At 58.4% G+C, this 24,648-nt stretch carries 22 protein-coding genes and 1 tRNA gene; 4 read left to right on the top strand and 19 right to left on the bottom strand.

Annotation, left to right across the window (positions count from 1 at the left end; all coding sequences use genetic code 11):
* Positions 1 to 152: 152 nt before the first annotated feature.
* The 4 genes from EDD77_RS14145 to EDD77_RS14160 are packed head-to-tail and all read right to left on the bottom strand — an operon-like array spanning position 153 to position 4,171.
* Positions 153 to 1,166, bottom strand: coding sequence for an ABC transporter ATP-binding protein (locus EDD77_RS14145; protein WP_058963405.1), 1,014 nt, complete (start codon positions 1,164 to 1,166; stop codon positions 153 to 155).
* Positions 1,163 to 2,167, bottom strand: coding sequence for an ABC transporter ATP-binding protein (locus EDD77_RS14150; protein ID WP_058963406.1), 1,005 nt, complete (start codon positions 2,165 to 2,167; stop codon positions 1,163 to 1,165). Before EDD77_RS14150 ends, EDD77_RS14145 begins: the two co-directional genes overlap by 4 nt.
* Positions 2,168 to 2,185: 18 nt before the next feature.
* Positions 2,186 to 3,238 carry an ABC transporter permease gene (locus EDD77_RS14155; protein ID WP_443983735.1) on the bottom strand — a complete coding sequence of 351 codons (1,053 nt, stop codon included), beginning with the start codon at positions 3,236 to 3,238 and terminating at the stop codon, positions 2,186 to 2,188.
* Between the two features lie 15 nt (positions 3,239 to 3,253).
* Positions 3,254 to 4,171 (bottom strand): ABC transporter permease, encoded by a 918-nt coding sequence (locus tag EDD77_RS14160; RefSeq protein ID WP_058963407.1) that lies wholly within the window; start codon positions 4,169 to 4,171, stop codon positions 3,254 to 3,256.
* A gap of 708 nt (positions 4,172 to 4,879) precedes the next feature.
* Here EDD77_RS14160 and EDD77_RS14165 point away from each other — a divergent pair.
* Both EDD77_RS14165 and EDD77_RS14170 read left to right on the top strand, forming a co-directional pair.
* Positions 4,880 to 4,956: transfer RNA gene (locus EDD77_RS14165), tRNA-Arg, on the top strand.
* Positions 4,957 to 5,116: 160 nt separating this feature from the next.
* Positions 5,117 to 5,737 (top strand): nuclease-related domain-containing protein, encoded by a 621-nt coding sequence (locus EDD77_RS14170; protein ID WP_058963408.1) that lies wholly within the window; start codon positions 5,117 to 5,119, stop codon positions 5,735 to 5,737.
* A 680-nt stretch (positions 5,738 to 6,417) separates the two neighbouring features.
* On the opposite strand, the gene EDD77_RS14175 is transcribed toward EDD77_RS14170, so the two are convergent.
* The 11 genes from EDD77_RS14175 to nifJ all read right to left on the bottom strand — a co-directional run bounded on the left by EDD77_RS14175 (position 6,418) and on the right by nifJ (position 17,826).
* Positions 6,418 to 7,143: a biotin--[acetyl-CoA-carboxylase] ligase gene (locus EDD77_RS14175; protein ID WP_058963409.1), complete on the bottom strand. Its 726-nt coding sequence runs from the start codon at positions 7,141 to 7,143 to the stop codon at positions 6,418 to 6,420.
* Complete coding sequence (locus EDD77_RS14180; RefSeq protein WP_058963410.1) at positions 7,137 to 7,625, bottom strand: metallophosphoesterase family protein; 489 nt, start codon at positions 7,623 to 7,625, stop codon at positions 7,137 to 7,139. The genes EDD77_RS14175 and EDD77_RS14180 overlap by 7 nt, the downstream gene beginning before the upstream one ends.
* Positions 7,622 to 8,467: a 16S rRNA (cytidine(1402)-2'-O)-methyltransferase gene (rsmI, locus tag EDD77_RS14185; RefSeq protein ID WP_058963411.1), complete on the bottom strand. Its 846-nt coding sequence runs from the start codon at positions 8,465 to 8,467 to the stop codon at positions 7,622 to 7,624. Before rsmI ends, EDD77_RS14180 begins: the two co-directional genes overlap by 4 nt.
* A 39-nt stretch (positions 8,468 to 8,506) precedes the next feature.
* Positions 8,507 to 9,211, bottom strand: coding sequence for a tRNA1(Val) (adenine(37)-N6)-methyltransferase (locus tag EDD77_RS14190; RefSeq protein ID WP_058963412.1), 705 nt, complete (start codon positions 9,209 to 9,211; stop codon positions 8,507 to 8,509).
* A gap of 162 nt (positions 9,212 to 9,373) precedes the next feature.
* Positions 9,374 to 9,544, bottom strand: a complete 171-nt coding sequence (locus tag EDD77_RS14195) for a DUF362 domain-containing protein (protein ID WP_058963413.1) — start codon at positions 9,542 to 9,544, stop codon at positions 9,374 to 9,376.
* Positions 9,545 to 9,700: 156 nt separating this feature from the next.
* A complete protein-coding gene (locus EDD77_RS14200; RefSeq protein WP_058963414.1) occupies positions 9,701 to 10,549 on the bottom strand; it encodes a PSP1 domain-containing protein in 849 nt (282 codons plus the stop codon).
* 101 nt (positions 10,550 to 10,650) lie between these two features.
* Entirely contained in the window at positions 10,651 to 11,550 is a 900-nt protein-coding gene (locus tag EDD77_RS14205) for an ATP-binding protein (protein ID WP_058963415.1), read from the bottom strand.
* Entirely contained in the window at positions 11,550 to 11,873 is a 324-nt protein-coding gene (locus tag EDD77_RS14210) for a cyclic-di-AMP receptor (RefSeq protein WP_058963416.1), read from the bottom strand. Before EDD77_RS14210 ends, EDD77_RS14205 begins: the two co-directional genes overlap by 1 nt.
* A 138-nt stretch (positions 11,874 to 12,011) precedes the next feature.
* A complete protein-coding gene (locus tag EDD77_RS14215) occupies positions 12,012 to 12,662 on the bottom strand; it encodes a rhomboid family intramembrane serine protease (protein WP_058963417.1) in 651 nt (216 codons plus the stop codon).
* A gap of 475 nt (positions 12,663 to 13,137) precedes the next feature.
* Entirely contained in the window at positions 13,138 to 14,001 is an 864-nt protein-coding gene (locus EDD77_RS14220; RefSeq protein WP_242868315.1) for a YitT family protein, read from the bottom strand.
* Positions 14,002 to 14,277: 276 nt separating this feature from the next.
* Complete coding sequence (nifJ, locus tag EDD77_RS14225) at positions 14,278 to 17,826, bottom strand: pyruvate:ferredoxin (flavodoxin) oxidoreductase (RefSeq protein ID WP_058963418.1); 3,549 nt, start codon at positions 17,824 to 17,826, stop codon at positions 14,278 to 14,280.
* Positions 17,827 to 18,172: 346 nt separating this feature from the next.
* Between nifJ and EDD77_RS14230 the strand changes: the two genes are divergently transcribed.
* On the top strand, positions 18,173 to 19,165 hold the full coding sequence (locus EDD77_RS14230; protein WP_058963419.1) for a hemolysin family protein: 993 nt from the start codon (positions 18,173 to 18,175) through the stop codon (positions 19,163 to 19,165).
* Between the two features lie 3 nt (positions 19,166 to 19,168).
* A complete protein-coding gene (locus tag EDD77_RS14235; RefSeq protein WP_058963420.1) occupies positions 19,169 to 19,714 on the top strand; it encodes an NUDIX hydrolase in 546 nt (181 codons plus the stop codon).
* 62 nt (positions 19,715 to 19,776) lie between these two features.
* On the opposite strand, the gene EDD77_RS14240 is transcribed toward EDD77_RS14235, so the two are convergent.
* From EDD77_RS14240 to EDD77_RS14255, 4 genes are all read right to left on the bottom strand, one after another.
* Positions 19,777 to 21,033 (bottom strand): hypothetical protein, encoded by a 1,257-nt coding sequence (locus tag EDD77_RS14240; RefSeq protein WP_058963421.1) that lies wholly within the window; start codon positions 21,031 to 21,033, stop codon positions 19,777 to 19,779.
* Between the two features lie 22 nt (positions 21,034 to 21,055).
* Positions 21,056 to 22,249: a hypothetical protein gene (locus tag EDD77_RS14245; protein WP_058963422.1), complete on the bottom strand. Its 1,194-nt coding sequence runs from the start codon at positions 22,247 to 22,249 to the stop codon at positions 21,056 to 21,058.
* Between the two features lie 232 nt (positions 22,250 to 22,481).
* Entirely contained in the window at positions 22,482 to 24,263 is a 1,782-nt protein-coding gene (locus tag EDD77_RS14250) for a DUF4153 domain-containing protein (protein ID WP_058963423.1), read from the bottom strand.
* A 39-nt stretch (positions 24,264 to 24,302) separates the two neighbouring features.
* The gene (locus EDD77_RS14255; RefSeq protein ID WP_058963424.1) at positions 24,303 to 24,647 is read right to left on the bottom strand and encodes a hypothetical protein; all 345 of its coding nucleotides are present in this window, start codon (positions 24,645 to 24,647) and stop codon (positions 24,303 to 24,305) included.
* Position 24,648 lies beyond the last annotated feature (1 nt).

Consider the following 24,648-nt stretch of genomic DNA (forward strand, 5'->3'; position numbering starts at 1 on the left):
TTGCGGAAAGCTCAGCTTTGCTGCGCCTACTTAAGATGATTTGGAGACTATTTCTCCTAAAATTCTTGAAAAAGTCTCTTCCGATCCTGCTTTTCACAAAAAGTGGGGGCTGTTGCTCAACTTCCGTTTTGCAACAGCCCCTTGAAATGCACTTATTTCACCCGATCCAGGTGGTGGCAGGCAGCCCAGTGGCCGGAGGAAACCTCCTTGAACTCGGGCACCTCGCAGGCGCACTGCTCATCCGCATAGGGGCAGCGGGTGCGGAAACGGCAGCCGGAAGGGGGATTCAGCGGGCTGGGCACATCGCCCTCCAGCACGATACGCTTGGATTCCCGTGCGGCCTTGGGGTCCGCAATGGGAATGGCAGAAATCAGGCTGCGGGTATAGGGATGCACGCTGTGGAAGGTGAGCTCGTAGCTGTCGGCCAGCTCCACCAGCTTGCCCAGATACATAACACCGATGCGGTTGGAAATGTGCTTCACGATGCTCAGATCGTGGGCAATGAACAGATAGGTCAGACCCATCTCGCTCTGCAGATCCTCGAACATGTTGACAACCTGAGCCTGGATGGACACGTCCAGCGCAGAAACAGGCTCGTCACACACGATGAACTCAGGGTTCACCGCCAGAGCGCGGGCGATACCCACGCGCTGACGCTGACCGCCGGAGAACTCGTGCGGGTAGCGGTTGGCATGCTCAGAGTTCAGGCCAACGCGCTGCAGCATGCTGATGATGCGGTCGTGGCGATCCTTGTCGTTGGCAGCCAGCTTGTGGATGTCAATGGCTTCGCCCACGATATCGCCGATGGTCATACGGGGATCCAGAGAAGCATAGGGATCCTGGAACACGATCTGCATCTTGCGGCGATAGGGCAGCATGTCCACCGCGATCTTCTTTTCAGAATCGGGCAGCTTGCCGGAATCGTAGATCACGTTGCCGTCATAGATGATACGGCCATCGGTGGGCTCATACAGGCGCAGCAGGGTACGGCCGGTGGTGGTCTTGCCGCAGCCGGACTCACCTACCAGACCCAGGGTCTCGCCCTTGTTGATGAAGAAGCTCACATCGTCCACAGCCTGGACGTAACGGCGCTTTTTACCGAAGCCGCCGGCATTGAAGTACTGCTGGAGGTGCTGAACCTCAACCAGTTTTTTCTGCTCGCTCATTCGGCTTTCCCTCCTTTGGCTTCAAACTCGGCCTTCTGCAGCAGCCAGCACTGCGTGTAATGGGTATCGCTCAGGTCGGTGCGCGGAGGCATCTGACGCAGGCAGATCTTCATGCAGCTCTTGCAGCGGGGCGCGAAGGGGCAGCCGGCCGGAGGATTCAGCAGGTCCACAGGGCTGCCTTCGATGGGCACCAGACGCTCCTTCTCCTTCTGGTTCAGCTTGGGAATGGAGTTGATCAGGCCCTTGGTGTACTCGTGCTTGGGATTGTAAAAGATCTCGTCGGTGGTACCGTATTCCACGATCTTACCGGCGTACATAACGGCGATCTTCTCGCACATGCTGGCCACGACGCCCAGGTCGTGGGTGATCATGATGATGCTCATGCCCAGCTTTTTGCGCAGCTCCATCATCAGTTCCAGAATCTGGGCCTGGATGGTCACGTCCAGCGCGGTGGTGGGCTCGTCGGCGATCAGCAGCTTGGGCTCACAGGCCAGAGCGATGGCGATCATCACGCGCTGACGCATACCGCCGGACAGCTCGTGCGGATACTGCTTCAGGCGGCGTTCGGGCTCGTTGATACCCACCAGCTCCAGCAGCTCCTTGGCGCGGGCATAGGCTTCCTTCTTGTTTTTGTTGGTGTGCAGGCGCACCATTTCCACAATCTGATTGCCGATGGTGTACACCGGGTTCAGGCTGGTCATGGGGTCCTGGAAGATGATGGAGATCTCTTCACCGCGCATTTTGCGGAAATCCTTCTCGGTCATCTTTTCCACTTCGTGGCCGTTGAAGCGCAGCTCACCGCCGATCAGCTTGCCGGGATAAGCGGTCAGACCCATCAGGGAGTAGGCAGTAACGGACTTACCGGAACCGGACTCGCCCACGATGCCCAGAACCTCGCCCTGCTTCATGGAGAAAGACACGTTGTTCAGTGCCTTTACCTCACCCGCGGGGGTGAAGAAGGAGAGGCGTTCGTTTTTGATATCAAGCAAAAGATCACTCATGGTTCGCTTCTCCTTTCGTTAGTTTTTCAGCTTCGGGTCGAAGGCGTCACGCAGGCCGTCGCCCAGCAGGTTGAAGCTCAGGATGATGATGCTGATGATGGCAGCAGGCAGGAACAGCAGATGAGGATAGGTGTTCATACCCTTCAGCGCATCGGTGGCCAGGCTGCCCAGGCTGGGCAGGGGAACCGCAACGCCCATGCCCAAAAAGCTCATGAAGCTCTCGGTGAAGATGGACGAGGGGATCTGCAGGGTGGTGGTAACGATCAGGGTACCGATGCAGTTGGTGAGCAGGTGCTTTTTGATGATGCGGCCGTTGGAGGCGCCCAGAGCCCGGGCAGCGGTGACGTACTCCGCTTCCTTCAGGGTCAGGATCTGGCTGCGCACGATACGAGCCATGCTGACCCAGTACAGCAGCGCAAACACGATGAAGATGCTGACCAGGTTGGGGCCCAGGGTCTGCAGCCAGCCGAAGCCGGGCATCGCAGCCAGACTCTCCAGAGGCGCTTTCAGGGCGAAGCCCAGCAGAATAATCAGCAGAATATCGGGGATGGTGTAGATGATATCGGTGATGCGCATCATGATCATATCCACCCAGCCGCCGAAGAAGGCGGAGATGGAACCATAGATGGAGCCGATAACCAGGATCATGGCACTGGCCACGATACCAACCAGCAGGCTGATCCGGGCGCCAATCATCAGACGGATGGCGTAGTCACGGCCCAGCTTGTCGGTGCCTGCAATGTGGGGGAACACGCTCTCACCGGCGGCGATGCGCTCCAGCTCCTGGGCAGAATACTCCATGGGAGCCAGGTTCTCGCTGCCGCGCACCTGCTGTTCGTAGCTGTAGGGGTAGAACATGGGCACGATAAAGGCGAAGAACATGATGATAAGGATGACCACCAGGCTTACCATGGCGATCTTGTTTTTGCGGAAACGGCGCAGGCCGTCCTTCCAGAAGCTCACGCTTTCGCGCATGACCACCAGGCTTTCCTGCTCATCCTTGGAGGCGGGCAGAAAATCTTCCGGCTTCAGGTCCAGCTGAAAGCTCAAAGGATTCTTTTTCATATCCATTTTTCTGTATCCTCCTTACTTCAGCTTGATGCGCGGGTCGATGATCTTGTACAGGATATCGACGACCACGTTGATGGCGATGACCAGAGCCGCCAGGAAGATGGTGGTGCCCATGATCATCATATAGTCGCGGTTGGTGATGGCGGAAACGAACTCACGGCCCAGACCGGGGATGGTGAAGATCTTTTCCACAACAAAGGAACCAACCAGCAGGCCGGCCAGCATGGGGCCCACGTAGGTGACAACGGGCAGGATGGCGTTACGCAGAGCGTGCTTGAACAGGGTCTTGAAGCCGGAAACACCCTTGGCGCGTGCGGTACGCATGTAATCCTGGCCCATAACGTCCAGCAGGCTGGAACGCATCAGGCGGGCGATGTAGGCGGTGGGATAGAAGGCCAGAGCGGTCACCGGCATGATGTAAGAAGCCGGCGAGTCCAGGCCGATGGTTGGCAATAGCTTAAGTTTTGAACCGAATGTATAGATCAGCACCGAGCTGGTAACAAAGCTGGGTACCGCGATGCCGCAGGTGGCAAAGAAAATGATCAGGTTGTCGGCCCACTTGCCGCGGTGATAGGCAGCCAGACAGCCCATGGGGATGCCGACAACCAGAGCAACCACCACAGCGGCGCCGCCCAGACGGGCAGAGACCGGGAACTTGGTGGCGATGATGTCGCTCACGTCACGGCCGCGCTGCTTCAGGCTGGGACCGAAGTCGCCATGCAGGGCGTTGACCAGGTAATTCTTGTACTGCACCATGACCGGTTGGTCAAGGCCGTATTTTGCTTCCAGCGCGGCCATAGCCTGGGCGCTGATGGCTTTTTCCGACATGAAGGGACCGCCGGGAACGGCCTGCATGAGGAAAAAGGTGAGGGTCGCCACGATGAACAGGCTCAGAAGACCCATGGCGATGCGCTTGATGGCGTATTTTACCATCTCTTTCACTCCTTATCATCTTTAACCTTTGCCCGCGCGCTGCGGGTAAACGCTCGAATCAAAATACGCGCAGAACTGACCGTCTCTCAAAAACAAGCGCCCCCGGCACACAGCCTTTTGGCTGTGCGTTTGCTGAGAACGCCGTGTTGTTTGTTCGATGATCTCGGGGACTGCGCGTACACAGATACAAAATATATACTACTTTATTCTACTAAATTTGTCAACGCTCTTTTTCAAATTTTCGCTGTATTTCTTTGAAAATCAGGCCTTCTTTTCCCATTCCAAGGCCATTTTCCCAGCCACTACATATCTTTTTGTCTTTATTATAGTAGCATAAGAGCAGAATTTGTATTCATTTGAAGTACATATTTTTTCATTCTGCACAAAAAGCGAGGTGTTTGCTTGCTGACGACAGTTCCTGCCGCGCGGAACGGGCAAAAATGTGAAAAAAGGATGAAAACCCACATTCCTTTCTTTCTCAGCCCTCCCGCTTCCATAAAAACTTCCGAAGCAGTTTTGGCCGGGGCCGCTTTCTTGATCTGATATAAGGAGGCCGTTGATCCGAAAACAGAGAGGAAAGGGCAGAGCAAAAGGGCCCAAATTGAGACCCCGCAAAAAAATTTAAAAAATTTCAAAAAAAGCGTTGACAATCGAAAAGGAATCTGATAATATATTTCTTGCACCGCACAAGACGGTTGCAAACGAGATGCGCTGGTAGCTCAGTTGGATAGAGTGTCTGACTACGAATCAGAAGGTCAGGGGTTCGAATCCCTTCCAGCGCACCATCAGAACCTGCAGGCTGAAAAGCTTGCAGGTTCTTTTGTTTTTCCGGTTATTGCGCAGACATCCGCCGGGGACAGGGGCCGTTGCAATTGGGGCGCGGCTTTGCTACAATAGAAACATTAGGCGCGGCGAACCGTGCCATGAAAAAGGAGTGTTTCGATCATGACCCCTGAACTGATCATTCAGATCGCCGCGGTGTTGGTGGTAGTGGTGATTTTCGGCGTTGCCGTATATCTGCTGAGCCCCGCGCGCAAAACCGAAAAAGCGGCCAAGGCCGGCCCCATTCCGGACGATGAGCACGAAAACGCCGAGGCGGTGCTGCGGCAGCTGCGTCGGTATGCAGCCACCAATGAATTCCGTGTGGTGGAGCCGGTACAGATCGGCAACGACAAGATCAGCGCAGATCTGGACGCATTGCTGGTAGGTTGGTTCGGTGTTCTGGGTGTGAAATGCCTGGGATACGGCGGAACCATTTACGGTCAGGCTTCCGATTCCGAGTGGGTACAGGAAATGAACGGCCAGCGCCGGGTATTTACCAACCCCCTGAAGCGTGCCGAACAGAGCGCCCGCGCTGTGCGCCAGGCGCTGTTTGAGGCAAAGATCAAGAATGTTCCGGTGGAGACCGTGGTTGTATTCACCGGCAAAAAGACCCAGCTGGCGCTGCCCCGGTCCTGCGGGCATTACACCATCGAGCAGTTCTCCACCTATTTAAAGTCCGTTCATTTTGAAGAGGACAAAAAGGTCGAGGTGGAGCCGGTGGCCGCCGCGCTCAGCGTAAAGTAAGTTCAGCAGCTCCTTCAGCCGGTGCGCAGTTGCGTGCCGGCTTTTCTTTTTCTGCCCAAATTTTGGCTGTACCGCAATTTACAAAATGTTCATAGTGCTTTAAAACTTCTTCCGCAACTTGTGGGTATACTAAGAATCACAGAACAGCGGAGCCGCAACCGATGTTCTGTACATGATTCCTCCTCACACCAAAGCGATACCCCTTACACCCCTCCGTGGTCCGCAAGCACGGAGGGGAATTTTTTTGCCTACCCGACCGGCAGCGGAATCGCACACGGTTGCTGATTCGCACCCGGTTTTCCTCAGCAAGTACCGCCTGCACCCTTTTTGCCTACCCGACCGGCAGCGGAATTACACACGTTTGCTGATTCGCACCCGCTTTTCCTCAGCAAGTATCACCAGCACCCTTTTTGCCCACCCGACCGGCAGCGGAATTACACATGTTTGCTGATTGACACCCGGTTTTCCTCAGCAAGTACCGCCAGCGCCCTTTTTGCCTACCCGACCGGCAGCGGAATCGCACACGTTTGCTGGTTCGCACCCGGTTTTCCTCAGCGAACACCTCCAGCTGCCTTTTCCGCCCCTCAGGCCGACAAATACAAACCTCATACCAAAAACAAAACAGCCCATGGATGGGCAGCACGTTTTCCTGCTGCCCATCCATGGGCTGTCTTTTTCCTTTATTCTGCGCCGTAGATGCCCTGCACGGTCACCTCGCCGGTGAATACCGCCTGCTCGCCCGCATCGGTCTTTACCACCAGCCGGCCCGCTTCGTCCACATCCACCGCCCGGCCTTCTCCGCCGTCAAAATTCACATGCCGGCCAAGATTGGCGCATCGGGCCAGATATTCCCGCCGGATCGCCGCAAAGCCCTGTCGGTAAAACAGTTCCATCCCATCGGCAAACACCTCGCTCAGCGCCTGTGCCAGCGCCTCAGGGGTGTTCTCATTCATCCTGCATCCCGGAATCTGCACCGCCGAAACACCGTGAGCAAGGCCATTCTGGGCAAAATACGCCTCATCCTGCATCAGGTTGATCCCGATGCCACAGAGAATCGCCCCTTGGGCCGCTTCGCACAGAATGCCACCCAGCTTTTTGCCCTGCCAGATCAGATCGTTGGGCCATTTCACCTGACAGCGTATTCCCACCTGTTCTTCCAGCGCATTCATTGCAGCCAGACTGGCTGCAAGCGGAAGCGCCGCCGGGTCTGCCATCGGTCGTTTGCACACCACCGTATAATACAGCCCCTGGCCCGGCGCATTTGCCCAGGCCCGGCCGCGGCGGCCACGTCCGGCAGTCTGACAGGTGGTATACACCGCGAAGCCATCCGGCAGCTGCTCCAGCTTTCGGCGGCACCAGCTGTTGGTGCTGTCCGCCTGGGAAACAAAGAGGGGAGCGGTTACCATATAATCAGTTCCTTGTGCTGAAGTTTAACTTCTCCGTTTTCATACAGCTGCAGCAGACCGTAGCTGGGCCCGCCAAACCGGGGTGCGCCAATGCTGCCCGGATTGAACAGGGTCACGCCGTCCCGCTCTTCCAGCGTGGGCAGATGCGTATGGCCGAACAAACCGATGGCCGCGCCCCGATCCTTCACCGCCCGGGCAAAATCATCCAGCGTATACTTGACCCCGTAATGATGCCCATGGCAGAAGAAGATCAGGTTGTGTTCAAATACCTCCAGTGCCTCCGCCGGGTAAAGCGAAGAGAAATCACAGTTTCCCCGCACCGCATACACCGGAAGCGTACAGCCCTCGGCCTGCAGGCGCTCAATATCCTTTAACCCGTCGCCCAGAAAAATGATTCCGCTGGCGTGGGGCTGCGCCTCCACCGCTTTCTGTACCAGCGGATAACAGCCATGGCTGTCGGATAAAATCAGAATCTCTTTCATTCCTCATCCTCCTTGATCAGCAGGCGATAGACCTGGCTTTTGGAAAAGGCCGTGCCCTGAGCTGCTTTTTTGGCCGCCGCGCTGGGGGGCATGCCTTCTTCCATCAGTCTGCGCGCTGCCTGCGCGGCCTGTTCCAGCGTAATTTGCTCCTGCGGCGTGGTCTCGGCCTCACCGCCTGCCACCACCAGCACATACTCACCCCGGGGCGCATTCTCCTGATAGTAGGCGCAGGCCTCCTCCAGCGTAGTCTTGCGGATCTCCTCATGCAGCTTGGTCAGCTCCCGGGTCAGGGTAATGCTTCGCTGCCCGCCAAAGGTCTTTTCCAGATCCTCCAGCGTGCCCCGCAGCTTGTGGGGCGCTTCGTAAAAAATCATGGTGCGCGTCTCGCCCGCAAGGCTTTCCAGCCGCTGCTTGCGGGGCTTTGCCGCCACCGGCAGAAAGCCCTCAAACACAAAGCGGCTGGTATCCTGACCGGAAACCGCCAGCGCCGTGACACAGGCGGAAGCCGCCGGGACCGGCACCACCGGGATGCCCTGGGCCAGCGCGTCCCGCACGATCTCCTCGCCCGGGTCCGAAATGGCAGGCATGCCCGCATCGCTGCACAAGGCGCAGCTTTCGCCCGCGGCAATGCGATCCAGAATATACTGGCCCTTTTCCTTGCTGTTGTGCTCATAATAGCTCACCAGCGGCTTTTTCAGCCCCAGATGATTCAGCAGCTTCAGGGTAACGCGGGTATCCTCGGCGGCAACAAAATCCACGCTGCCGAAGGTAGCGGCCGCCCGAGGGGTCATATCATTCAGATTTCCGATGGGCGTTGCCACAATATACAGTGTTCCGGCCATAACTGGCTCCTCCTTGGGTTGCATCCGGCGGCGATGTGATCACATGCCCTGCCGGTAGATGGCCTGCAGCTGCAGGCTGGGGCGGCCGGTTTCGTCCGCCATATAGATATCCGGCTCAAAACGAAGGCCGGGTTTTCGGTTTTTCTGTGCTTCCAGCAGGAACAGCCAGGGGGCATCCTTCGGGGTCTGCTTGGCAAACACCAGCCGCTTTGGCTCCAGCCCTGCGGCACTGAGGATGCAGCAGGTGCGGGCCAGATGCTCCGGCCGGTTGCACATGGCAAAGCGCCCGCCATCCCGCAAAAGGCGTGCCGCCGCGGCTGCCACCTGCTCCAGCGTACAACCGCCCTCATGGCGGGCCGTGGCGCGGGCGGCCTCCGGGCTCACATAGCCCCCGGTGAAATAGGGAGGATTGGCCGCCACCAGATGATAGCCGCCATCCGCCTTCAGCTCGTTCAGATCCCGGTTCAGCGGGCGGATATGGCCGCATTCCGGCTGCTCCGCCACCGCCTGCTCCAGCAGATCGGTGCCCTCGGCATCCAGCTCCACCGACAGGCATTCCCCCCGGTGGCCCAGATCGTGCCAGCGCAGCGCCACGATGCCGCAGCCGCTGCAAAGGTCCACCGCCCGTTCCGCCCGCCGGGGCCGACAAAAGCCGGACAGCAGCATGGCGTCCGTTCCGAAGCGATGGTTTTCGCTGATAAACACCTTGGTCCCATTATACAAAGTTTCGGCGGAATGTGCCATAGAAAAACGCTCCCTGAAACAAAAATAAGGGGAGTGTACGCCGGTTCGACACATGAAACCGGCGGTTTTCCCCTGCTTTTTAAAAACATGGCCCACAACAAAAAAGCGGCGGGCCAAAAAGCCACGCCACTTTTTGTTCTTTGCCAGTGCAAAAAGAGCAGATTAGCCCTCTTCGATCGCACCAACAGGGCAAGCGCCGGCGCAGGTGCCGCAGGAAATGCAGCTGTCAGCGTCGATCACGTACTTGCCGTCGCCCTCGCTGATAGCGCTGACAGGGCACTCGCCGGCACAGGTGCCGCAAGAAACGCAAGAATCGTTGATAGAGTAAGCCATGTTTCATCTCTCCTTTATCTCTGCACTTTTTCCTCAGGCGCGGTGCGCCCCATCCGTGCAGAGAATGCAGCGCGGCCCTGAAAGAGCGAACTCTTTCTTGGGTTTATTGTAGCATAAATTTACAAAAGTTCAAGTGGTTGCCCTGGATTTTCAGACTCAGTCCTGCTCCGGATCCGGCGCCTTGGGAGCCCGTTTTCCGCCCCGCAGATAGACGCATTCGCTGCGCCGGAAATACTTGGGCGCCAGCGACTCGTTCAGCGGCCGCACCTTCAGCATACCGCTCACCGGGTTTGCCTCCACCACAACACCCTCAAATTCCGGGGTGCGTACCACGCTGCCGTTCATGGGGGTGATGCTGTTCAGGTATTCGTAGGCCTTCTGCTCATAGGCCAGGCAGCACATGAGCCGGCCGCAGCTGCCGCTGATCTTGGTGGGATTCAGACTCAGGCCCTGCTCCTTGGCCATCTTGATGCTCACCGGCTGGAAATCCTTCAGAAAGCGGCTGCAGCAGAAAGGCTGGCCGCAGATGCCCAGACCGCCCAGCATCTTGCTCTCGTCACGCACGCCGATCTGGCGCAGCTCGATGCGGGTGTGGAACACGCCCGCCAGATCCTTGACCAGATCCCGGAAATCAATGCGGCCGTCCGCAGTGAAATAAAATACGATTTTGGTGCGATCCAGATTGTACTCGGCTTCCACCAGCTTCATCTCCAGCTTGTGGGCGGCGATGCGCTGGGTGCAGATCTCGAAGGCGGTTTTTTCGTCGGCCCGGTTTTTCTCCATACGGCGGATGTCCACCGCGTCGGCCATGCGCTTGACGGTTTTCAGCTCCCGCACCACCTGGCTGTCCGGAATATCCTTGGGGCCGGCCACCACCTCGCCACACTCAATGCCGCGGGCAGTTTCCACGATCACATGGTCGCCGGTCTTTACATCCAGATCCGCCGGGTCAAAATAGTAGGCCTTTCCGCCTGCTTTAAAACGAACGGAGATCACTTTTTTCATAGTTGGTTTCTCACTTTGCCCTGCCGCGCCGGGCGGATGGTGTCACGTCTTTTGCCTGCGGCTTTGGTTTGGGCAAAAGGTTCAAAAGGGTAGGGAAGAGCTCACCGGGCGATGCGCGCCGCCAGCAGGGTGAGCAGCAGCTTCTGATTCAGGTTGCGGTTCATATTCTGAAGCGCTTCCCCGCACTGACTGGCAGTGCGGGCTGCCTGGTGGGCGCTCATGCCAAAGCGCCCGGCCCCCGCCAGCTCGGCGGCGGCTACGCTGGCCAGATCTGCCAGCAAGCGGGCAGCGGCAGGTTTGTCCTTTTCGTATCCGGCCAGGAGCTGCATCAGCCGGTAACGGTCGCCCTTTGCCACTGCCTGAGCCAGCTGGCAGGCAGTCTCGAAGCTCTGGGCCGCCTGCGGCTCCCGGGCGGCAGCCGCGGCCCGTCCGATGTGGCCATCGTACACGGCAGCCAGCAGCTCCGGGTCCTTACAGTCCGGGCAGTTCTCTTGCAGCCAGCTCACACATTCCTGCCGGGTGACCGGGGCGATGGGATAGATGGCGCACCGGCTGCGGATGGTGGGCAGCACTGCCGCCGCACTGGTGGCGGTGAGCACAAACAGCACCCCCTCCGGGGGTTCCTCCAGCACCTTCAGCAGCGCATTGGCACTGGAGGCGTTCATCTTCTGCGCGCCGTAAAAAATCACCGCCCGCCCGTTGGCAGACAGCGCGGTCTCGAACACCTTGCGGCGCACCTGACGCACCGCATCGATGCGGATCTCGCCGGAAGCACCTTCGCCCCGCACCTCGATGCACTCGGCGGCCCGGCCTTCCAGCACGGCATCCGCCTGAGCACCGCCCTCCGGGTAGAGGTAATCGGCAGCAAGGCAGCGGGCAGCAAACCCCGCACCGCAGCCCGCCTCGCCGCACAGCAAAATACTATGAGAAAGCCGCCCTGCGCGCAGGGCGGCCTGCAAACTTTCTTTCAGGGCCTGATTGCCCCGAAACGCATCCAGCATCACAGCTTTTCGAAGCGCTCCACGTTGGTCACAAAGACGGTGGCGCCGCCCACGGTGACCTGCAGCGGATACGCAGTGGCCACGCCGATGCCATAGCTGGCGGTGCTGGGCACAACCTCGGTGCGCTGCTTGCAGCACTTGGAGATCAGGCCGATGCACTCGTCCACCTTTTCGTCATCGGTACCGATCATCAGGGTCATATTGCCAGCCATCAGAAATCCGCCGGTGGTGGACAAACGGGTAACGGAGAAGCCCGCCTTGATGAGCTCGTTACATACGTTCTTGGAGTCCTCTTTATTTACAATGGCAGTGATCATTTTCATAACAGCAGTTCCCCTTTCGGCAGGCCCGCGCAGTTTGGGCAGCGATTCCACCCGGCGCATAAAACATGGGCCTGTTTTTCTAATTATAGCACGACGTTTTTCAAATTACCACAAAAGCAGCCTCAGTTTTTGCCGCTTTTATTGCCGCCACTGGTTCTGCCAGGCCTTGCGGCGGCGGTAGTCGGTGATCTTCTGGCGAATCCGCCCGATGCCGCCCTTGCCGAAGAACACCCAGAAGCCCAGAAGGCCCGCCAGCATGGCCAGCTTCTGGCCAAGAGGCGCGGTGATCCACTGGAACAGGTACAATACCGCGGAGATCCAGCCCAGCCATTTCACCTTGACCGGCAGCACAAAGAACAGCAGCAGCTGAGTTTCGGGATAAAGATAGGCAAAGGCGAAGAAGAGGGAATAATACAGCGCCGTATTTCCGGCCGAACCGGTGATCAGGCAGCCCAGCCAGGCGCCGATCATACCCAGCAGAAAATAGACGGTGAATTTGAAGCTGCCCCAGGTTCGTTCCAGTGCGGAACCCAGCCAGTACAGCAGATAAATTTCCAGTACCACATAGATGGGGCTGGTGGTCAGCGGGGGAAGGAACACAAAGCTTACCAGCCGCCACACCTGCCCGGCAAACAGTCCGGTCCGGTTCAGATCCAGAAGGAAATACAGCGGATAGTATGCAAACATGACCACCAGCCAGACAATGGCCTGACCGGCCGCCACATATAACATCAGATTCGGGATCCCGAAACGGCCAAACCGCCGCTCCAGTTTATAAAGCCAGTTCATCGCGCAGCACGCTCCTTTTTGCTCAGTTTCGTTTACTTTACCAGAAAATAATCCATTTGAAAAGCCTTTTGCGGCGAATGATTTGTTTTTGTTGTTTCGGTGCGCGTTGAAAAGTTTTCAACGTTTTCCACCGAGATCCCAACATTCCTCACCGCTCCATTCAACGAAACGTTGAACTTAACGGCGTTTTCCACCCGATTTGTTGAAAACTTCCCGCTTTTCACGGGGTTTTAAACACTTTCAACATACTTTTCAACATACAATTGAAAAACTCCTCGTATAACTCATGGGGAAAACTATGTTTATTCTTTGATGAAAATCCTGTTTCCGGTCTTATGGAATGGATTTTTCGCGCATTTTCGCGCATGGCGGCGATTTTTTTTGCACAAAAAAGCGGACTGCTTCTTTCCACATAAAATCGCGAAAAAAGCAGTCCGCAAAGCACGGATTTACCGGGAACACTGCCGCTTTCCGGTCAGTGCTTTTCCTCCAGGGCATGGAAACCTTCACCAAAGACCTCGTTTGCCTCACAGATCATCACCATGGCCCGGGGATCCACCCGATGGGCCGCCTGGCGCACCTTGAACACCTCGTTATTGGAGCAGGCGCACAGAACCATATCCTTTTTGGCTCCGGAGTAGCTGCCGGTCACATCCACCAGCGTGGCGCCGCGCTCCACTGCCTGATCGATCTCTCTCGCCACCTCCCGGCCATAATCGGTGATGATCATGGCCAGCTTGCCGCTGCCGGCGCCGTACATGATCTTATCCATCACAATGGTAAGCGCAAACACCGAGATCATACCGTACAGCGCCGAGTCAATGTCACCGAAGGCGGGCACGCCCAGAAAGATGATAACCGCATCCATGATCATACTGATCTGGCCGAAGCTGAAATGGGGAGCCTTCCGCTTGGCCGCGTGAATCAAAAAGTCGGCGCCGCCGGTGGAGGAGTTGCGCATATAGATGATGGCGAGGCCCGCGCCCATCAGAATGCCGCTGAACACCGCCGCCAGAAGCCGGTTGCTGTCATAAACAGGAAAATGAGGCAGGATGCCGTCGATGATGATGGTACTGATGATCATGGTACGCAGGCTTTTCAAAAAGAAACGCCTGCCCAGAATCCGGAAGGTACACAGGATGATGGGGATATTCAGTACCAGGGTCATGGTACCAATGGGCAACCCGGTAAGAAAGTTGATGATCAGCGCCAGACCCGAAAGCCCGCCGGGAGCGAACCCGCCCTTCGCCGCAAAGGTATACACACCCACGCCGAACAGAATACTGCCCACCGTTTCAAAAAGCACATCCATCAAGAATTCCTTGCGTTTTTCCGTCACACTGAGTTCCTCCTTTAAACCGGTACAGAGAGATGTTTCGGTCCGCTCTGAACACCGGATAAAACAAAAACGGCTTTTTTCACAACACGCTTTGCTCAAACGCTTTGCTCAAAAAGCCGTTATCTTTTCCTACCTTTATTATAGCCGAAGCCGGGCCAAAAGGCAAAAATTCTTTTGTAAAAAGATGGGAAACAGGCAAAAAAACGCCCCCGCACTGTGCACACAGTGCGGGGGCGCGGGGTTCAGCAGATCATGCCGTGACCCTTGCGGGGAGAATTACTCCTCGGTGGAGTACAGCTTAACCAGCTTCTGCAGGTAAGCGTAGCGCTCCTTAGCCTTCTTGTCGGCCAGATCGAACAGCTCTTCAGCACGCTCGGGGAAGGCCAGCTTCAGACGGCTGTAACGGGTCTCGTTGGAGATGAACTCCTTGTAATCCGCGGTAGCGGGCTTGGAGTCCAGAGTGAAGGGGTTCTTGCCTTCGGCCTTCTTGCGAGGATCGAAGCGGAACATGTTCCAGTAGCCAGCAGCCACAGCCTTCTTCATCTCGGCCTGGCAGTTGGTCATACCGCCCTTAACACCGTGCATCTCGCAGGGAGCGTAGCCGATCACCAGAGAAGGACCATGGTAGCTCTCGGCCTCGGTCAGAGCCTTGATGGTCTGGTTCATGTCGGCGCCCATAGCGATCTGAGCAACGTAAACGTAGCCGTAGCTCATGGCGATCTCGCTCAGGCTCTTCTTGCCGATGGCCTTACCGGCGGCTGCGAACTGAGCAACCTGACCGATCTGGCTGGCCTTGGAAGCCTGTCCGCCGGTGTTGGAGTAAACCTCGGTGTCGAATACCATCACGTTGACATCCTCACCGGAAGCCAGAACGTGGTCCAGACCGCCGAAGCCGATGTCGTAAGCCCAGCCGTCACCACCGAAGATCCACACGCTCTTCTTGGAGAGGTAGTTCTTCTTGGGCAGGATAGCCTGGCTGTACTGGCAGTCGGGCTCAGCCTCCAGCAGAGCAACCAGCTTCTTGGTGGCTTCCGCGTTGGCCTTGCCGTCCTCGTAGGTGGCGAAGTACTCGTCGATGGCAGCCTTCTTGTCGGCGTTGGTGGTAGCCTCAGCCAGCTCATGCAGCTTGGCAGCCAGAGACTCGCGGATCACCTTCTGGCCCAGGTACATGCCCAGACCATGCTCGGCGTTGTCCTCGAACAGGCTGTTGGCCCAGGCGGGACCGAAGCCGGACTCCTTGTTGGTGGTGTACGGAGAGGTAGCAGCGGGGCCGCCCCAGATGGAGGAACAACCGGTAGCGTTGGAGATGTACATACGCTCGCCGAACAGCTGAGTGATCAGGCGGCCGTAAGCAGTCTCGGCACAGCCGGCGCAGCTGCCGGAGAACTCCAGCAGGGGCTGGTTGAACTGGCTGCCCTTCACGGTGGTCTCGGCCATCATGCCGTCCTTCTTGCGGATGTTCTCAACACAGTAGTTGAACACATCCTGCTGAGCGGCCTGGCTCTCCTGAGGCACCATGGTCAGAGCCTTGGTGGGAGCGGGGCAGACGTTTACACAAACGCCGCAGCCCATGCAGTCCAGAGGAGAAACGGTCATGGCGAACTTGTAGTTCTCGCAGCCCTTGCCGGTCATCTTCTTGCTCTTCAGAGCCTCGGGAGCGTTAGCAACTTCCTCGTCGGTCAGAGCGAAGGGACGGATGGTGGCATGGGGGCAAACGTAAGCACACTGGTTGCACTGGATGCAGTTGTCGGGATTCCACTCGGGAACCATCACGGCAACACCGCGCTTCTCGTAAGCGGCAGCGCCCTGAGCGAACTGGCCGTCCACGTAATCCACGAAGGCGGAAACAGGCAGGCTGTCGCCGTCCATCTTGGCAACGGGCTCCATGATGTTCTTAACCATCTTCACGGTGTCGGCGTTGCCGGTCAGCTGAACGTCGTTGGCCTCGTCCACAGCGTTGGCCCAGTCAGCGGGAACCTCAACCTTGTGGTAGGCGTCGAAGCCGGCGTCGATGGCCTTCCAGTTCATCTCAACGATGGCCTGGCCCTTCTTGGCGAAGGTCTTCTCAGCGGCCTGCTTCATGTACTTGATGGCATCCTCGCGAGGCAGAACACCGGCCAGAGCGAAGAAAGCAGACTGCAGGATGGTGTTGGTGCGCTTGCCCAGACCGATCTCAACAGCCTTGTCGATGGCGTTGATGGTGTACAGCTGGATGTTGTTCTGAGCGATGTAGCGCTTGGACTCAGCAGGCATGTGGTGAGCCAGCTCCTCATCGGTCCACTGGCAGTTGATCATGAACACGCCGCCGGGCTTTACGTCCTGAACCATCTTGTAGCCCTTAACAACGTAGCTGGGGTTGTGGCAGGCCACGAAGTCAGCCTTGTTGATGTAGTAGGGGCTCTTGATGGGCTTGTCGCCGAAGCGCAGGTGGCTGATGGTCACGCCGCCGGTCTTCTTGGAGTCGTACTGGAAGTAAGCCTGGATGTACTTGTCGGTGTGGTCACCGATGATCTTGGTGCTGTTCTTGTTAGCGCCAACGGTGCCGTCGCCGCCCAGACCCCAGAACTTGCACTCCTTGGTGCCTTCTGCAGCGGTGTTGGGAGCGGGCTTCTCTTCCAGGCTCAGGTTGGTCACGTCGTCCACGATGCCCAGAGTGAAGCGGGCCTTGGGAGCGTCCTTAGCCAGCTCGTCGTATACGGCGAACACGCTGGAAGGAGGAGTATCCTTGGAACCCAGACCGTAACGGCCGCCCACAACGGTAGCGGTGTTGCCGGCCTCACGCAGAGCAGCAACAACATCCAGGTACAGGGGCTCGCCCAGGCTGCCGGGCTCCTTGGTGCGATCCAGCACAGCGATCTTCTTCGCGGTAGCGGGGATGGCAGCCAGCAGCTTCTCGGCAACGAAGGGACGGTACAGGCGAACCTTTACCAGGCCAACCTTCTCGCCCTTGGCGGTCAGGTAATCGATAACTTCCTCGGCAACGTCGCAGATGGAGCCCATGGCTACGATCACGCGCTCAGCGTCGGGAGCACCGTAGTAGTTGAACAGCTGGTAATCGGTGCCCAGCTTCTCGTTGACCTTGGTCATGTACTTCTCAACCACAGCGGGCAGAGCGTCGTAGTACTTGTTGCAGGCCTCACGATGCTGGAAGAAGATGTCGCCGTTCTCGTGAGAACCGCGCATGGAGGGATGCTCGGGGTTCAGAGCGTGAGCGCGGAACTCGTTGATGGCGTCCCAGTTAACCATCTCAGCCAGATCGGCGTAGTCCCACTTCTCGATCTTCTGGATCTCGTGAGAAGTACGGAAACCGTCGAAGAAGTTGATGAAGGGAACGCGGCCCTCGATGGCAGCCAGATGGGCTACAGCGGCCAGGTCCATAACTTCCTGAGGATTGGTCTCGGCCAGCATGGCGAAACCGGTCTGACGGCAGGCGTAAACGTCGCTGTGATCACCAAAGATGTTCAGAGCGTGGCTGGCCACACAACGGGCAGACACATGGAACACACTGGGCAGCAGCTCGCCGGCGATCTTGTACATGTTGGGGATCATCAGCAGCAGGCCCTGAGAAGCGGTGAAGGTGGTGGTCATGGCGCCGGCAGCCAGGCTGCCGTGCACAGCGCCGGCGGCGCCGGCCTCGGACTGCATCTCCATTACCTTAACCTGGGTACCGAAGATGTTCTTGCGGCCGGCAGCGGACCACTGGTCCACGTAGTCGGCCATGGGGCTAGACGGGGTGATGGGGTAGATAGCAGCAACTTCGCTGAACGCATACGCTACGTGAGCGGCAGCGGTGTTGCCATCCATAGACTGTTTTGCTCTAGGCATTTTTCTTCCTCCATAACAATTCAGTATTTAACGTCCTGGCCCCGGGGATCGGGGGAATGGGCGCTATTACTTAACTATATTCTAGCAAATCAAAATGGCAAAGTAAACTGTTTTCGGGCAGCTTTTTCGGTCAGATTCGGTTTTTATCCTTGCATTTTCAGCCCCCTGCACAGGGCGGTGCACCCATTTTTTTACAAAAGCTTTATCCGGCGCCGTCCGGTGCGCGTTGACAAGGGGTTTTGATTGCTTTAATATGGTAATTAACCGGTCTGCACACCTTTGTGCCGGCCAGAAAAACCGGGCTGCGACCCCTTCGGAGCCGCCCCGAAAAAAGGAGTTTTGAACGATGGACACCCCGGGTATTTTTCCCGGCTTTTCCAGCCTTGCCGCCCTTGCAGTCTGCTGTGTGGTGGGGCTTCTGCTTCTGGCCGCCGGCCTGCTGGGCGGCTGGGCTGCCGCCAAAAAGGAGATGCGGCTGCCCGGATGGCTTTCCCGCCTGCTTGCTCCCGCCGGGCTGGGCAATGACGAGACGGTAACCGAAGAGGACCTGTTCGAGCTGGTGGACGACGCGGACGAACAGGATCTGATCGACACCGCCCAGAAAACCATGATCACCAATATCTTCGACCTTTCGGATGTGAGCGCCGGTGATGTGATGACCCACCGCACCGAGGTGAACGCGGTGAACGAGCACGCCTCCTGCCGGGAGGCGGTGGAGCTGGCCCTTTCCACCGGAAACAGCCGGCTGCCGGTGTACCGCAAAAGCCTGGACAATGTGACCGGCATTCTGTATGTGAAGGATCTGCTGCGGCTGTTCGACGATCCCGGCGTGCTGGAGCGTCAGGTGAGTGAATTTGCCCGCAAGGCCATGTATGTGCCGGAAAGCCGCCCCGCCGGTGAGCTGATGATGGACTTCAAAAAACAGCACACCATGATCGCCATCGTGGTGGACGAGTACGGCGGCACCGCCGGTCTTGTGACCATGGAGGACATTCTGGAGGAGATCGTGGGCGACATCCAGGACGAGTACGACACCGAAGAAGCCGAACTGACCCCCTGCGAGGGTGGTTTTCTGGCCGAAGGTTCGCTGGATCTGGAGGACGTGTTCGAGGCCTTCGGCATGGAGTGCCCCGAGCGCACCGACGAGGAGGAATTCGACACGGTGGGCGGCCTGATCGCCGACCGGCTGGGCCGCATTCCGGAAAACGGTGAACCGGCCACCGTCCAGTGGGGCGGGCTGAGCTTCACCTGCCTGGAGGTACGCGACCGCCGCATCCAGCGGGTGCGCTGCACCCGGCTGGAAGAGCCCGACGCACAAAGCGAGGAAAAGGAGCGTTGAATCGTGGCACATTTTGAAAAGCCCCTGAGCAGCGAGACCCGGTTTGAGGGCCGGGTATTCACCGTGACCGTGGACAAGGTGGAGCTGGAAAACGGCCGCACCTCCACCCGCGAGGTGGTGCATCACCACGGCGGCGCCTGCATCGCCGCTCTGACCGATGAGAACGAGGTCTATCTGGTCCGGCAGTTCCGCTACGCCTTCGGGCAGGAGCTGTGGGAGCTGCCCGCCGGCAAGCTGGAAAAAGGGGAGGACCCCTTTGCCGCCGCCAGGCGGGAGCTGGGCGAGGAATGCGGCCTGACCGCCGAGCACTTTGTGGATCTGGGCCCGGTGTATCCCACCGTGGGCTACTGCAGCGAGATCATCTACTGCTGGGCTGCCACCGGCCTTGCTCCCTGCGACATGCATCTGGACGAGGACGAGTTCCTCACCCCGGAAAAGGTTCCCTTCGACAAGGCGGTGGAAATGGTGCTCTCCGGCGAGATCCGGGACGGCAAAACCGTGGCTGCTCTGCTGAAGATCAAAGCCCTGCGGGATGCAGGCAAGCTGTAAAGCGTTTTCAATTCATCAAAAAGCCGTATGTTCGTTGTTGGTTCGAACATACGGCTTTCTTTTTACATAATGGCCTGCCCCTGCAGATACAGCGCCGCGTAGGCGCACAGAGCCATTCCGCTTATCACACACAGTGCCACCCGCAGCCAGAGCACACGAATACGGGCCATGAGGAAAAAGGCCGGAAGGCAGGCAAACAGATACCGGGGGCCGCTGATCATCCAACCCGCCAGATAGGTCATGCCCAGATAGGCCCCGCCCCAGATGAGCCACTCGGTGCGCACCCCGGCAAACAGGCCCCAGGCCAGCAGCCCCAGCACCGCGAAATACAGCAGAATCTGCGGCCAGTAAATAAAGCCCGCAAGCCCCGGATACTGCAGTGCCAGATTCCAGTGCCGGGTCAGATTCTCGCTGATCCACCGGGTGGTCTGATACCAGGGAGGCGCTGCCTGAAATTCCAGAAAGGCGAACCAGTCCCCGAACACCAGCCGGTTGCACAGCAGGTAACCGCCCCAGCCCGCCGGGATCAGCAGCAATCCGAAACTTTTCAGCCCCTGTCGGCCGCTCTGGCGTGCCCGCAACCAGAGCCAGAGCACCGGCAGCAGCAGAACCATTCCCTGGGTACGGCAAAGGGCTGCAAGCCCCCCCAGCAGCCCGGCCCAGCCCCAATGACCGGTCAGGGCCATTCGCATGCAGCAGAGGCAGAGCAGCAGAAACAGGCTTTCGGTATAGATGCCCATGCTGAAAAAGGAAAAGGGATACACTGCCAGAAACGCCACCGCCCACACAGCCTGCACCCGGGGCAGCCAGCGCCCTGCAAGGCTCAGTGCCACAACGCCGCAGCCACCCCAGCACAGCTGACTGACCAGAAGGCCTGCCAGTGCAAAATCGCCTCCTGTGAACAGACTCACCAATCGGATGCACAGGGGATACAACGGGTAAAAGACGATCCATTTGGCATCCTCCCCCTGGGGCAGATAACCGTTTTGGGCAATGAACAGGTAATGGGGGCTGTCGCCTGCCTGTGTGAATCTCTGCCAGAAGTGAGCAAGGAAAGCCTCTGCCCCTCCGCTCTGGTTCAGGGTGAGCCAGGCGAAAAAGAGCACCGCCCACTGCACTGCCAGCATTGCAAAAAAGGCGGCAATGTACTCCCGCCGGGAAAAACAGGCCGGGCGGGGCAGCGGATCCTCCCTGTGGAACATCCGCCATTCCGGCAGCCGAACCGGCAACCAGCCCAGCAGCGCCAGGCAGCGAACCGCCAGAAGCAGAACAAAGGCGATCATTCCTCCGCCGCCCAGCCAGCCAATGATCTGAGCCATCGTATCCTCCTTGCCGCACGGTTTATGCGTTCAGCATATACACCGCGCCATAGAAATTAAACAGGATTGCCGCCAGCAAAAGCCCCCGGGCAGCAGGGCCTGCCTCAAAGTGACGGCGGGCAAAAAATAAAAGGCAGAAGGGGAAGGGATCCACCAGATACCGGGCGCCGAACTGCCAGCCGCCCAGCGTGCGGTGCAGGCACAGCACCACCACCGTGGCGAGATAACAGGCCACCAGAATCCCGTCCGCCCATTCCAGCTGTTTTTTGCGCAGGCGGGCAAACAGCGCCAGCAGCCAGAGCAGCAGCAGCGGATTTGCCACAAAGGGAAGAAAGCCGTTGAACACCGGGAAGGAAAGATCCAGCGCTTTGGTCAGCAGCACCGGACGCAGCAGATTTTTCAGGTTGGGCCAGAAGTAGGCCAGACTGAACTGGCCGTTTTCCTCCCGCATGAATTCCGGCAGATAATTGTGGCCGAATTCCAGAGGGTTTCCGAAGCGCGCCCAGTTGTACCAGCCCAGAGCCAGTGCCACCAGTACGGGCAGTACGCTCACTGCCGCCAGATGCTTCCACCGGCCCTGCCGCACCGCTCCCCACAGCGGCCGCAGAAACAGAAGTACCGCCAGCAAAGCAGAAAAGGGCCTGCAGCCCACCGCCAGTGCCAGCAGAAAGAAGGCGGGAATCTCCCGCCCGGCCAACCAGAAAAAACAGCCCCAGACGCAAAAGGCAAGCGCAAGCAGCTGGGCCAGCATCCAAACTCCGCCGCTGGTACTCAGCCAGAAGGTATTGCTGCCAAGGCTCACAAAAAGGGCAAAAAACGCACAGGTTTCCGGTGTTTTTCCTCCCTGCCAGAACATCAGATACACACCTGCCGCCACAGCCAGCCCATAACAGGCAGCAATCAGATTGGAGGTCACCGCACCGCCCCACAGTGCCCAGGGCAATGCCAGAACAGAGGGAACCGGTGGAAAGGAAAGATAATACTGATTGTTAAATATCGCAAGTTCCAACCATGGGTATTGTTCTCCATTCTGGATGGCCATGCTGCCCTGCAGCCAGTTTTTCGCCTGAAGCAGGTAACTGTCATAGGGATTCTGGGCCAGCAGTGTTCCCCCTGCCAGCGAATGGAACAGCAAAATTGCAAAGGCAAACAGTGCCAGCGTTCCGGCCAGCGCAGCCCCATGCGCCCGGGAAAATGAGGATTTGGATGCGGGCAAACGTCTCCCTCCTTCGATTTTCTGAATTTATCGCTCGTTCAAAATACAATTCGTAATTTTTTTAAATTTTATACTTTTCATGCGGCTACTTTCTTCGCCTGCCGGCCGACTTCAGCCATCGTACGCTTTTGATTATACCTGCCTGGCCCCCATCCGGTCAAAAGATTTTGATCGCACAGACACAAAACGACCTCCCGGACGGATAATTCCATTCGGGAGATCGTCTGATGTTTCATCTCTTATTCAGCTCCAGCGCGGTAACCGCTTCACCGTTTTCGTCCAGCGTCATGGTCAGGCTGCCTGAATTCTCCTCCGCCTTGTCGTAAAGGTAAAACCACAGCTGTCGGTTGCCCTCGCCGTCCCGGCCATAGTGCAGCGCATTGTCGCCGGAATAGCCTTTCACCGCACGCATCACATCCTCCGGCGTTTCGCCCACGCCCCAGCCTGCCCGGATCAGATCGTCGGCCAGGTCATACTCGCTTATCCCGGCGGACTGCAGATGCAGGGTCCAGGGATCCAGCTGGGTGATCACGCCGTTTTGATACATCGCCAGATTCGCCCGGTAGGCAAGGCGCTGGTGCTGGCACAGGCACAGCGCCAGGAACAGCCCTGCCGCCGCAAAGGTGCCCAGACGAATCCAGTCCAGCCGGCGGAATACCGCCAGCAGCGCCAGCACGCTGACCACCGCCAGCACCAGCATGAACCAGCTGGAAAGGATGCGCTTTTCGGTAAACCCGAAGCGGGTCACATACAGCCCCATCTTGGAAGCTCCCACCAGCACAAACAGCAGGTTCGCCGCCATCAGGGCGGCGGTCAGGCCCCGCAGCAGGGGATTGCCCTCCGGCCTGCCCTTACACAGGGCAGTAACGGCCAGCAGCAGCCCGAAGTTGAGCACAGCCACCGCGCACAGCTCAAAGAAGCCCCGCCGTGCGTATTCCGCAGCGGTGAACCCTTCGGGCAGGTGACCAAAGAAGGCCCCGAACAGATAGCCCGCCTGCACTGCGAAGAAAAGCAGATACAGCCCGCAGAAGGCAAGCAGCCCCAGGGTCATGGCATTTTGGGGCAGGCAGCGCTGCTTGTCCAGCGCCGCCAGCCAGCGGCTCTGCCGTTCCGGGTCCGGCTTCTGGCGCAGCACGCTGCCCAGCGCCCCATAAAGATAGGCCCCCACCGGCAGCGAGCCTACAAACATCAGCAGGCGGCCCGCCACCCATTCCGGCACCGTGAGCAGCTTGGCAAAGCGTTCCAGCAGAGAGGCAAAGCCCGCGTCCGCTCCGGCCAGCAGCATGAGCGCCAGCACAAAGAGGGGAACCAGCAGGCAGAGCGCAAGCCCCGCGCCCAATAAATCCCGCTTTTTGTGCTGCCGCGCCGCCCGCAGCTTTTCCCAGACACGCCGGCATCCGTACCACATTACCCGAATGCGCAAAAAGAACCAGAAGAAGGGGCGGCCCAGCAGGCAGAGAACCGCGTCCAGCGGGGCAAAGCAGCCGGTGCGTCCGCCGCCAATGAGCAGGCCCGCCCGGCAGACCAGCCAGTACATGGCCCCCAGATGAAGCGCCAGAACCTGCCAGCCGTAGTAGCCATATTCATAATCATGCCAATATCCCGCGCCATAAAGCAGAGGGCGCAGAATCAGAAGGTTCGCCAGCAGCAGGGCGGCAAAGCCCAGCCACCACCAGCTCTCCGCCGGGGCCTTACGGCCCGCCCGGCGCAGGAAGAATTCCGCCCCGCCAAAAAACAGCACACAGAACACCCCCAGCGTGGCCGGGTTCATTCCGCCCGCGTGCCAGTTGGAAAAGGGCATCAGCGGCGCTCCCAGCACAAGGCCGCAGAAATAAAACCAGCCCAGCAGATAGCTGTAAACCGCCGCGCCCAGCTGCAGCCGGCTTGCCCGGAAGGGCTGGACCGGTTTCGCTGTGTATACGGGCTGCACGCCCACGGGGCGGTCGGTGGTCTGGCCGTTCACCGTGCCGGGTTCCGGCATCACTGCGCCCTCCGGACGGGTCCGTTCTTCCATGGATCATCCCTCCTGTTTCGTTTCTTGTTTTCGCCGGGCTCAGAGCTCCGGCCGTTTGGGGGCATTGGATGCCTCGGGGCGGGTTTCCAGAATTGCCGCCGTGACGCCGTTCACCAGAAGCACCGCCAGCAGCAGCGCCCCTGAAACCATCTGCCCGGCGGGCTGGGTATCCAGCAGGGCGCTGAAATTCTGAATCTCCACCAGATATCGGGTATAGGCAATCCAGCCGTAAAGGCTGATCGCGCAGGCGGCCAGGCTGACCGCGATGCACCAGTGCCAGCGCCTGCCTTTGCGGGCCAGCAGTGCGCCGCCCAGCGGCGGAAGCACCAGTGCTGCCAATCCCAGGAAAATACTCATCAAATTCCACCATTCCGGATGCTGCATA

The sequence above is a fragment of the Allofournierella massiliensis genome (assembly GCF_004345265.1).
In the GTDB taxonomy this organism is placed as follows: domain Bacteria; phylum Bacillota; class Clostridia; order Oscillospirales; family Ruminococcaceae; genus Allofournierella; species Allofournierella massiliensis.

Excerpts from the sequence above, each read along its gene's own strand:
- EDD77_RS14145 (WP_058963405.1), bottom strand. The coding sequence starts at position 1,166 with ATGAGCGAGCAGAAAAAACTGGTTGAGGTTCAGCACCTCCAGCAGTAC.
- EDD77_RS14150 (WP_058963406.1), bottom strand. The coding sequence starts at position 2,167 with ATGAGTGATCTTTTGCTTGATATCAAAAACGAACGCCTCTCCTTCTTC.
- EDD77_RS14155 (WP_443983735.1), bottom strand. The coding sequence starts at position 3,238 with ATGGATATGAAAAAGAATCCTTTGAGCTTTCAGCTGGACCTGAAGCCG.
- EDD77_RS14160 (WP_058963407.1), bottom strand. The coding sequence starts at position 4,171 with ATGGTAAAATACGCCATCAAGCGCATCGCCATGGGTCTTCTGAGCCTG.
- EDD77_RS14170 (WP_058963408.1), top strand. The coding sequence starts at position 5,117 with ATGACCCCTGAACTGATCATTCAGATCGCCGCGGTGTTGGTGGTAGTG.
- EDD77_RS14175 (WP_058963409.1), bottom strand. The coding sequence starts at position 7,143 with ATGGTAACCGCTCCCCTCTTTGTTTCCCAGGCGGACAGCACCAACAGC.
- EDD77_RS14180 (WP_058963410.1), bottom strand. The coding sequence starts at position 7,625 with ATGAAAGAGATTCTGATTTTATCCGACAGCCATGGCTGTTATCCGCTG.
- rsmI (WP_058963411.1), bottom strand. The coding sequence starts at position 8,467 with ATGGCCGGAACACTGTATATTGTGGCAACGCCCATCGGAAATCTGAAT.
- EDD77_RS14190 (WP_058963412.1), bottom strand. The coding sequence starts at position 9,211 with ATGGCACATTCCGCCGAAACTTTGTATAATGGGACCAAGGTGTTTATC.
- EDD77_RS14195 (WP_058963413.1), bottom strand. The coding sequence starts at position 9,544 with ATGGCTTACTCTATCAACGATTCTTGCGTTTCTTGCGGCACCTGTGCC.
- EDD77_RS14200 (WP_058963414.1), bottom strand. The coding sequence starts at position 10,549 with ATGAAAAAAGTGATCTCCGTTCGTTTTAAAGCAGGCGGAAAGGCCTAC.
- EDD77_RS14205 (WP_058963415.1), bottom strand. The coding sequence starts at position 11,550 with ATGCTGGATGCGTTTCGGGGCAATCAGGCCCTGAAAGAAAGTTTGCAG.
- EDD77_RS14210 (WP_058963416.1), bottom strand. The coding sequence starts at position 11,873 with ATGAAAATGATCACTGCCATTGTAAATAAAGAGGACTCCAAGAACGTA.
- EDD77_RS14215 (WP_058963417.1), bottom strand. The coding sequence starts at position 12,662 with ATGAACTGGCTTTATAAACTGGAGCGGCGGTTTGGCCGTTTCGGGATC.
- nifJ (WP_058963418.1), bottom strand. The coding sequence starts at position 17,826 with ATGCCTAGAGCAAAACAGTCTATGGATGGCAACACCGCTGCCGCTCAC.
- EDD77_RS14230 (WP_058963419.1), top strand. The coding sequence starts at position 18,173 with ATGGACACCCCGGGTATTTTTCCCGGCTTTTCCAGCCTTGCCGCCCTT.
- EDD77_RS14240 (WP_058963421.1), bottom strand. The coding sequence starts at position 21,033 with ATGGCTCAGATCATTGGCTGGCTGGGCGGCGGAGGAATGATCGCCTTT.
- EDD77_RS14250 (WP_058963423.1), bottom strand. The coding sequence starts at position 24,263 with ATGGAAGAACGGACCCGTCCGGAGGGCGCAGTGATGCCGGAACCCGGC.
- EDD77_RS14255 (WP_058963424.1), bottom strand. The coding sequence starts at position 24,647 with ATGCAGCATCCGGAATGGTGGAATTTGATGAGTATTTTCCTGGGATTG.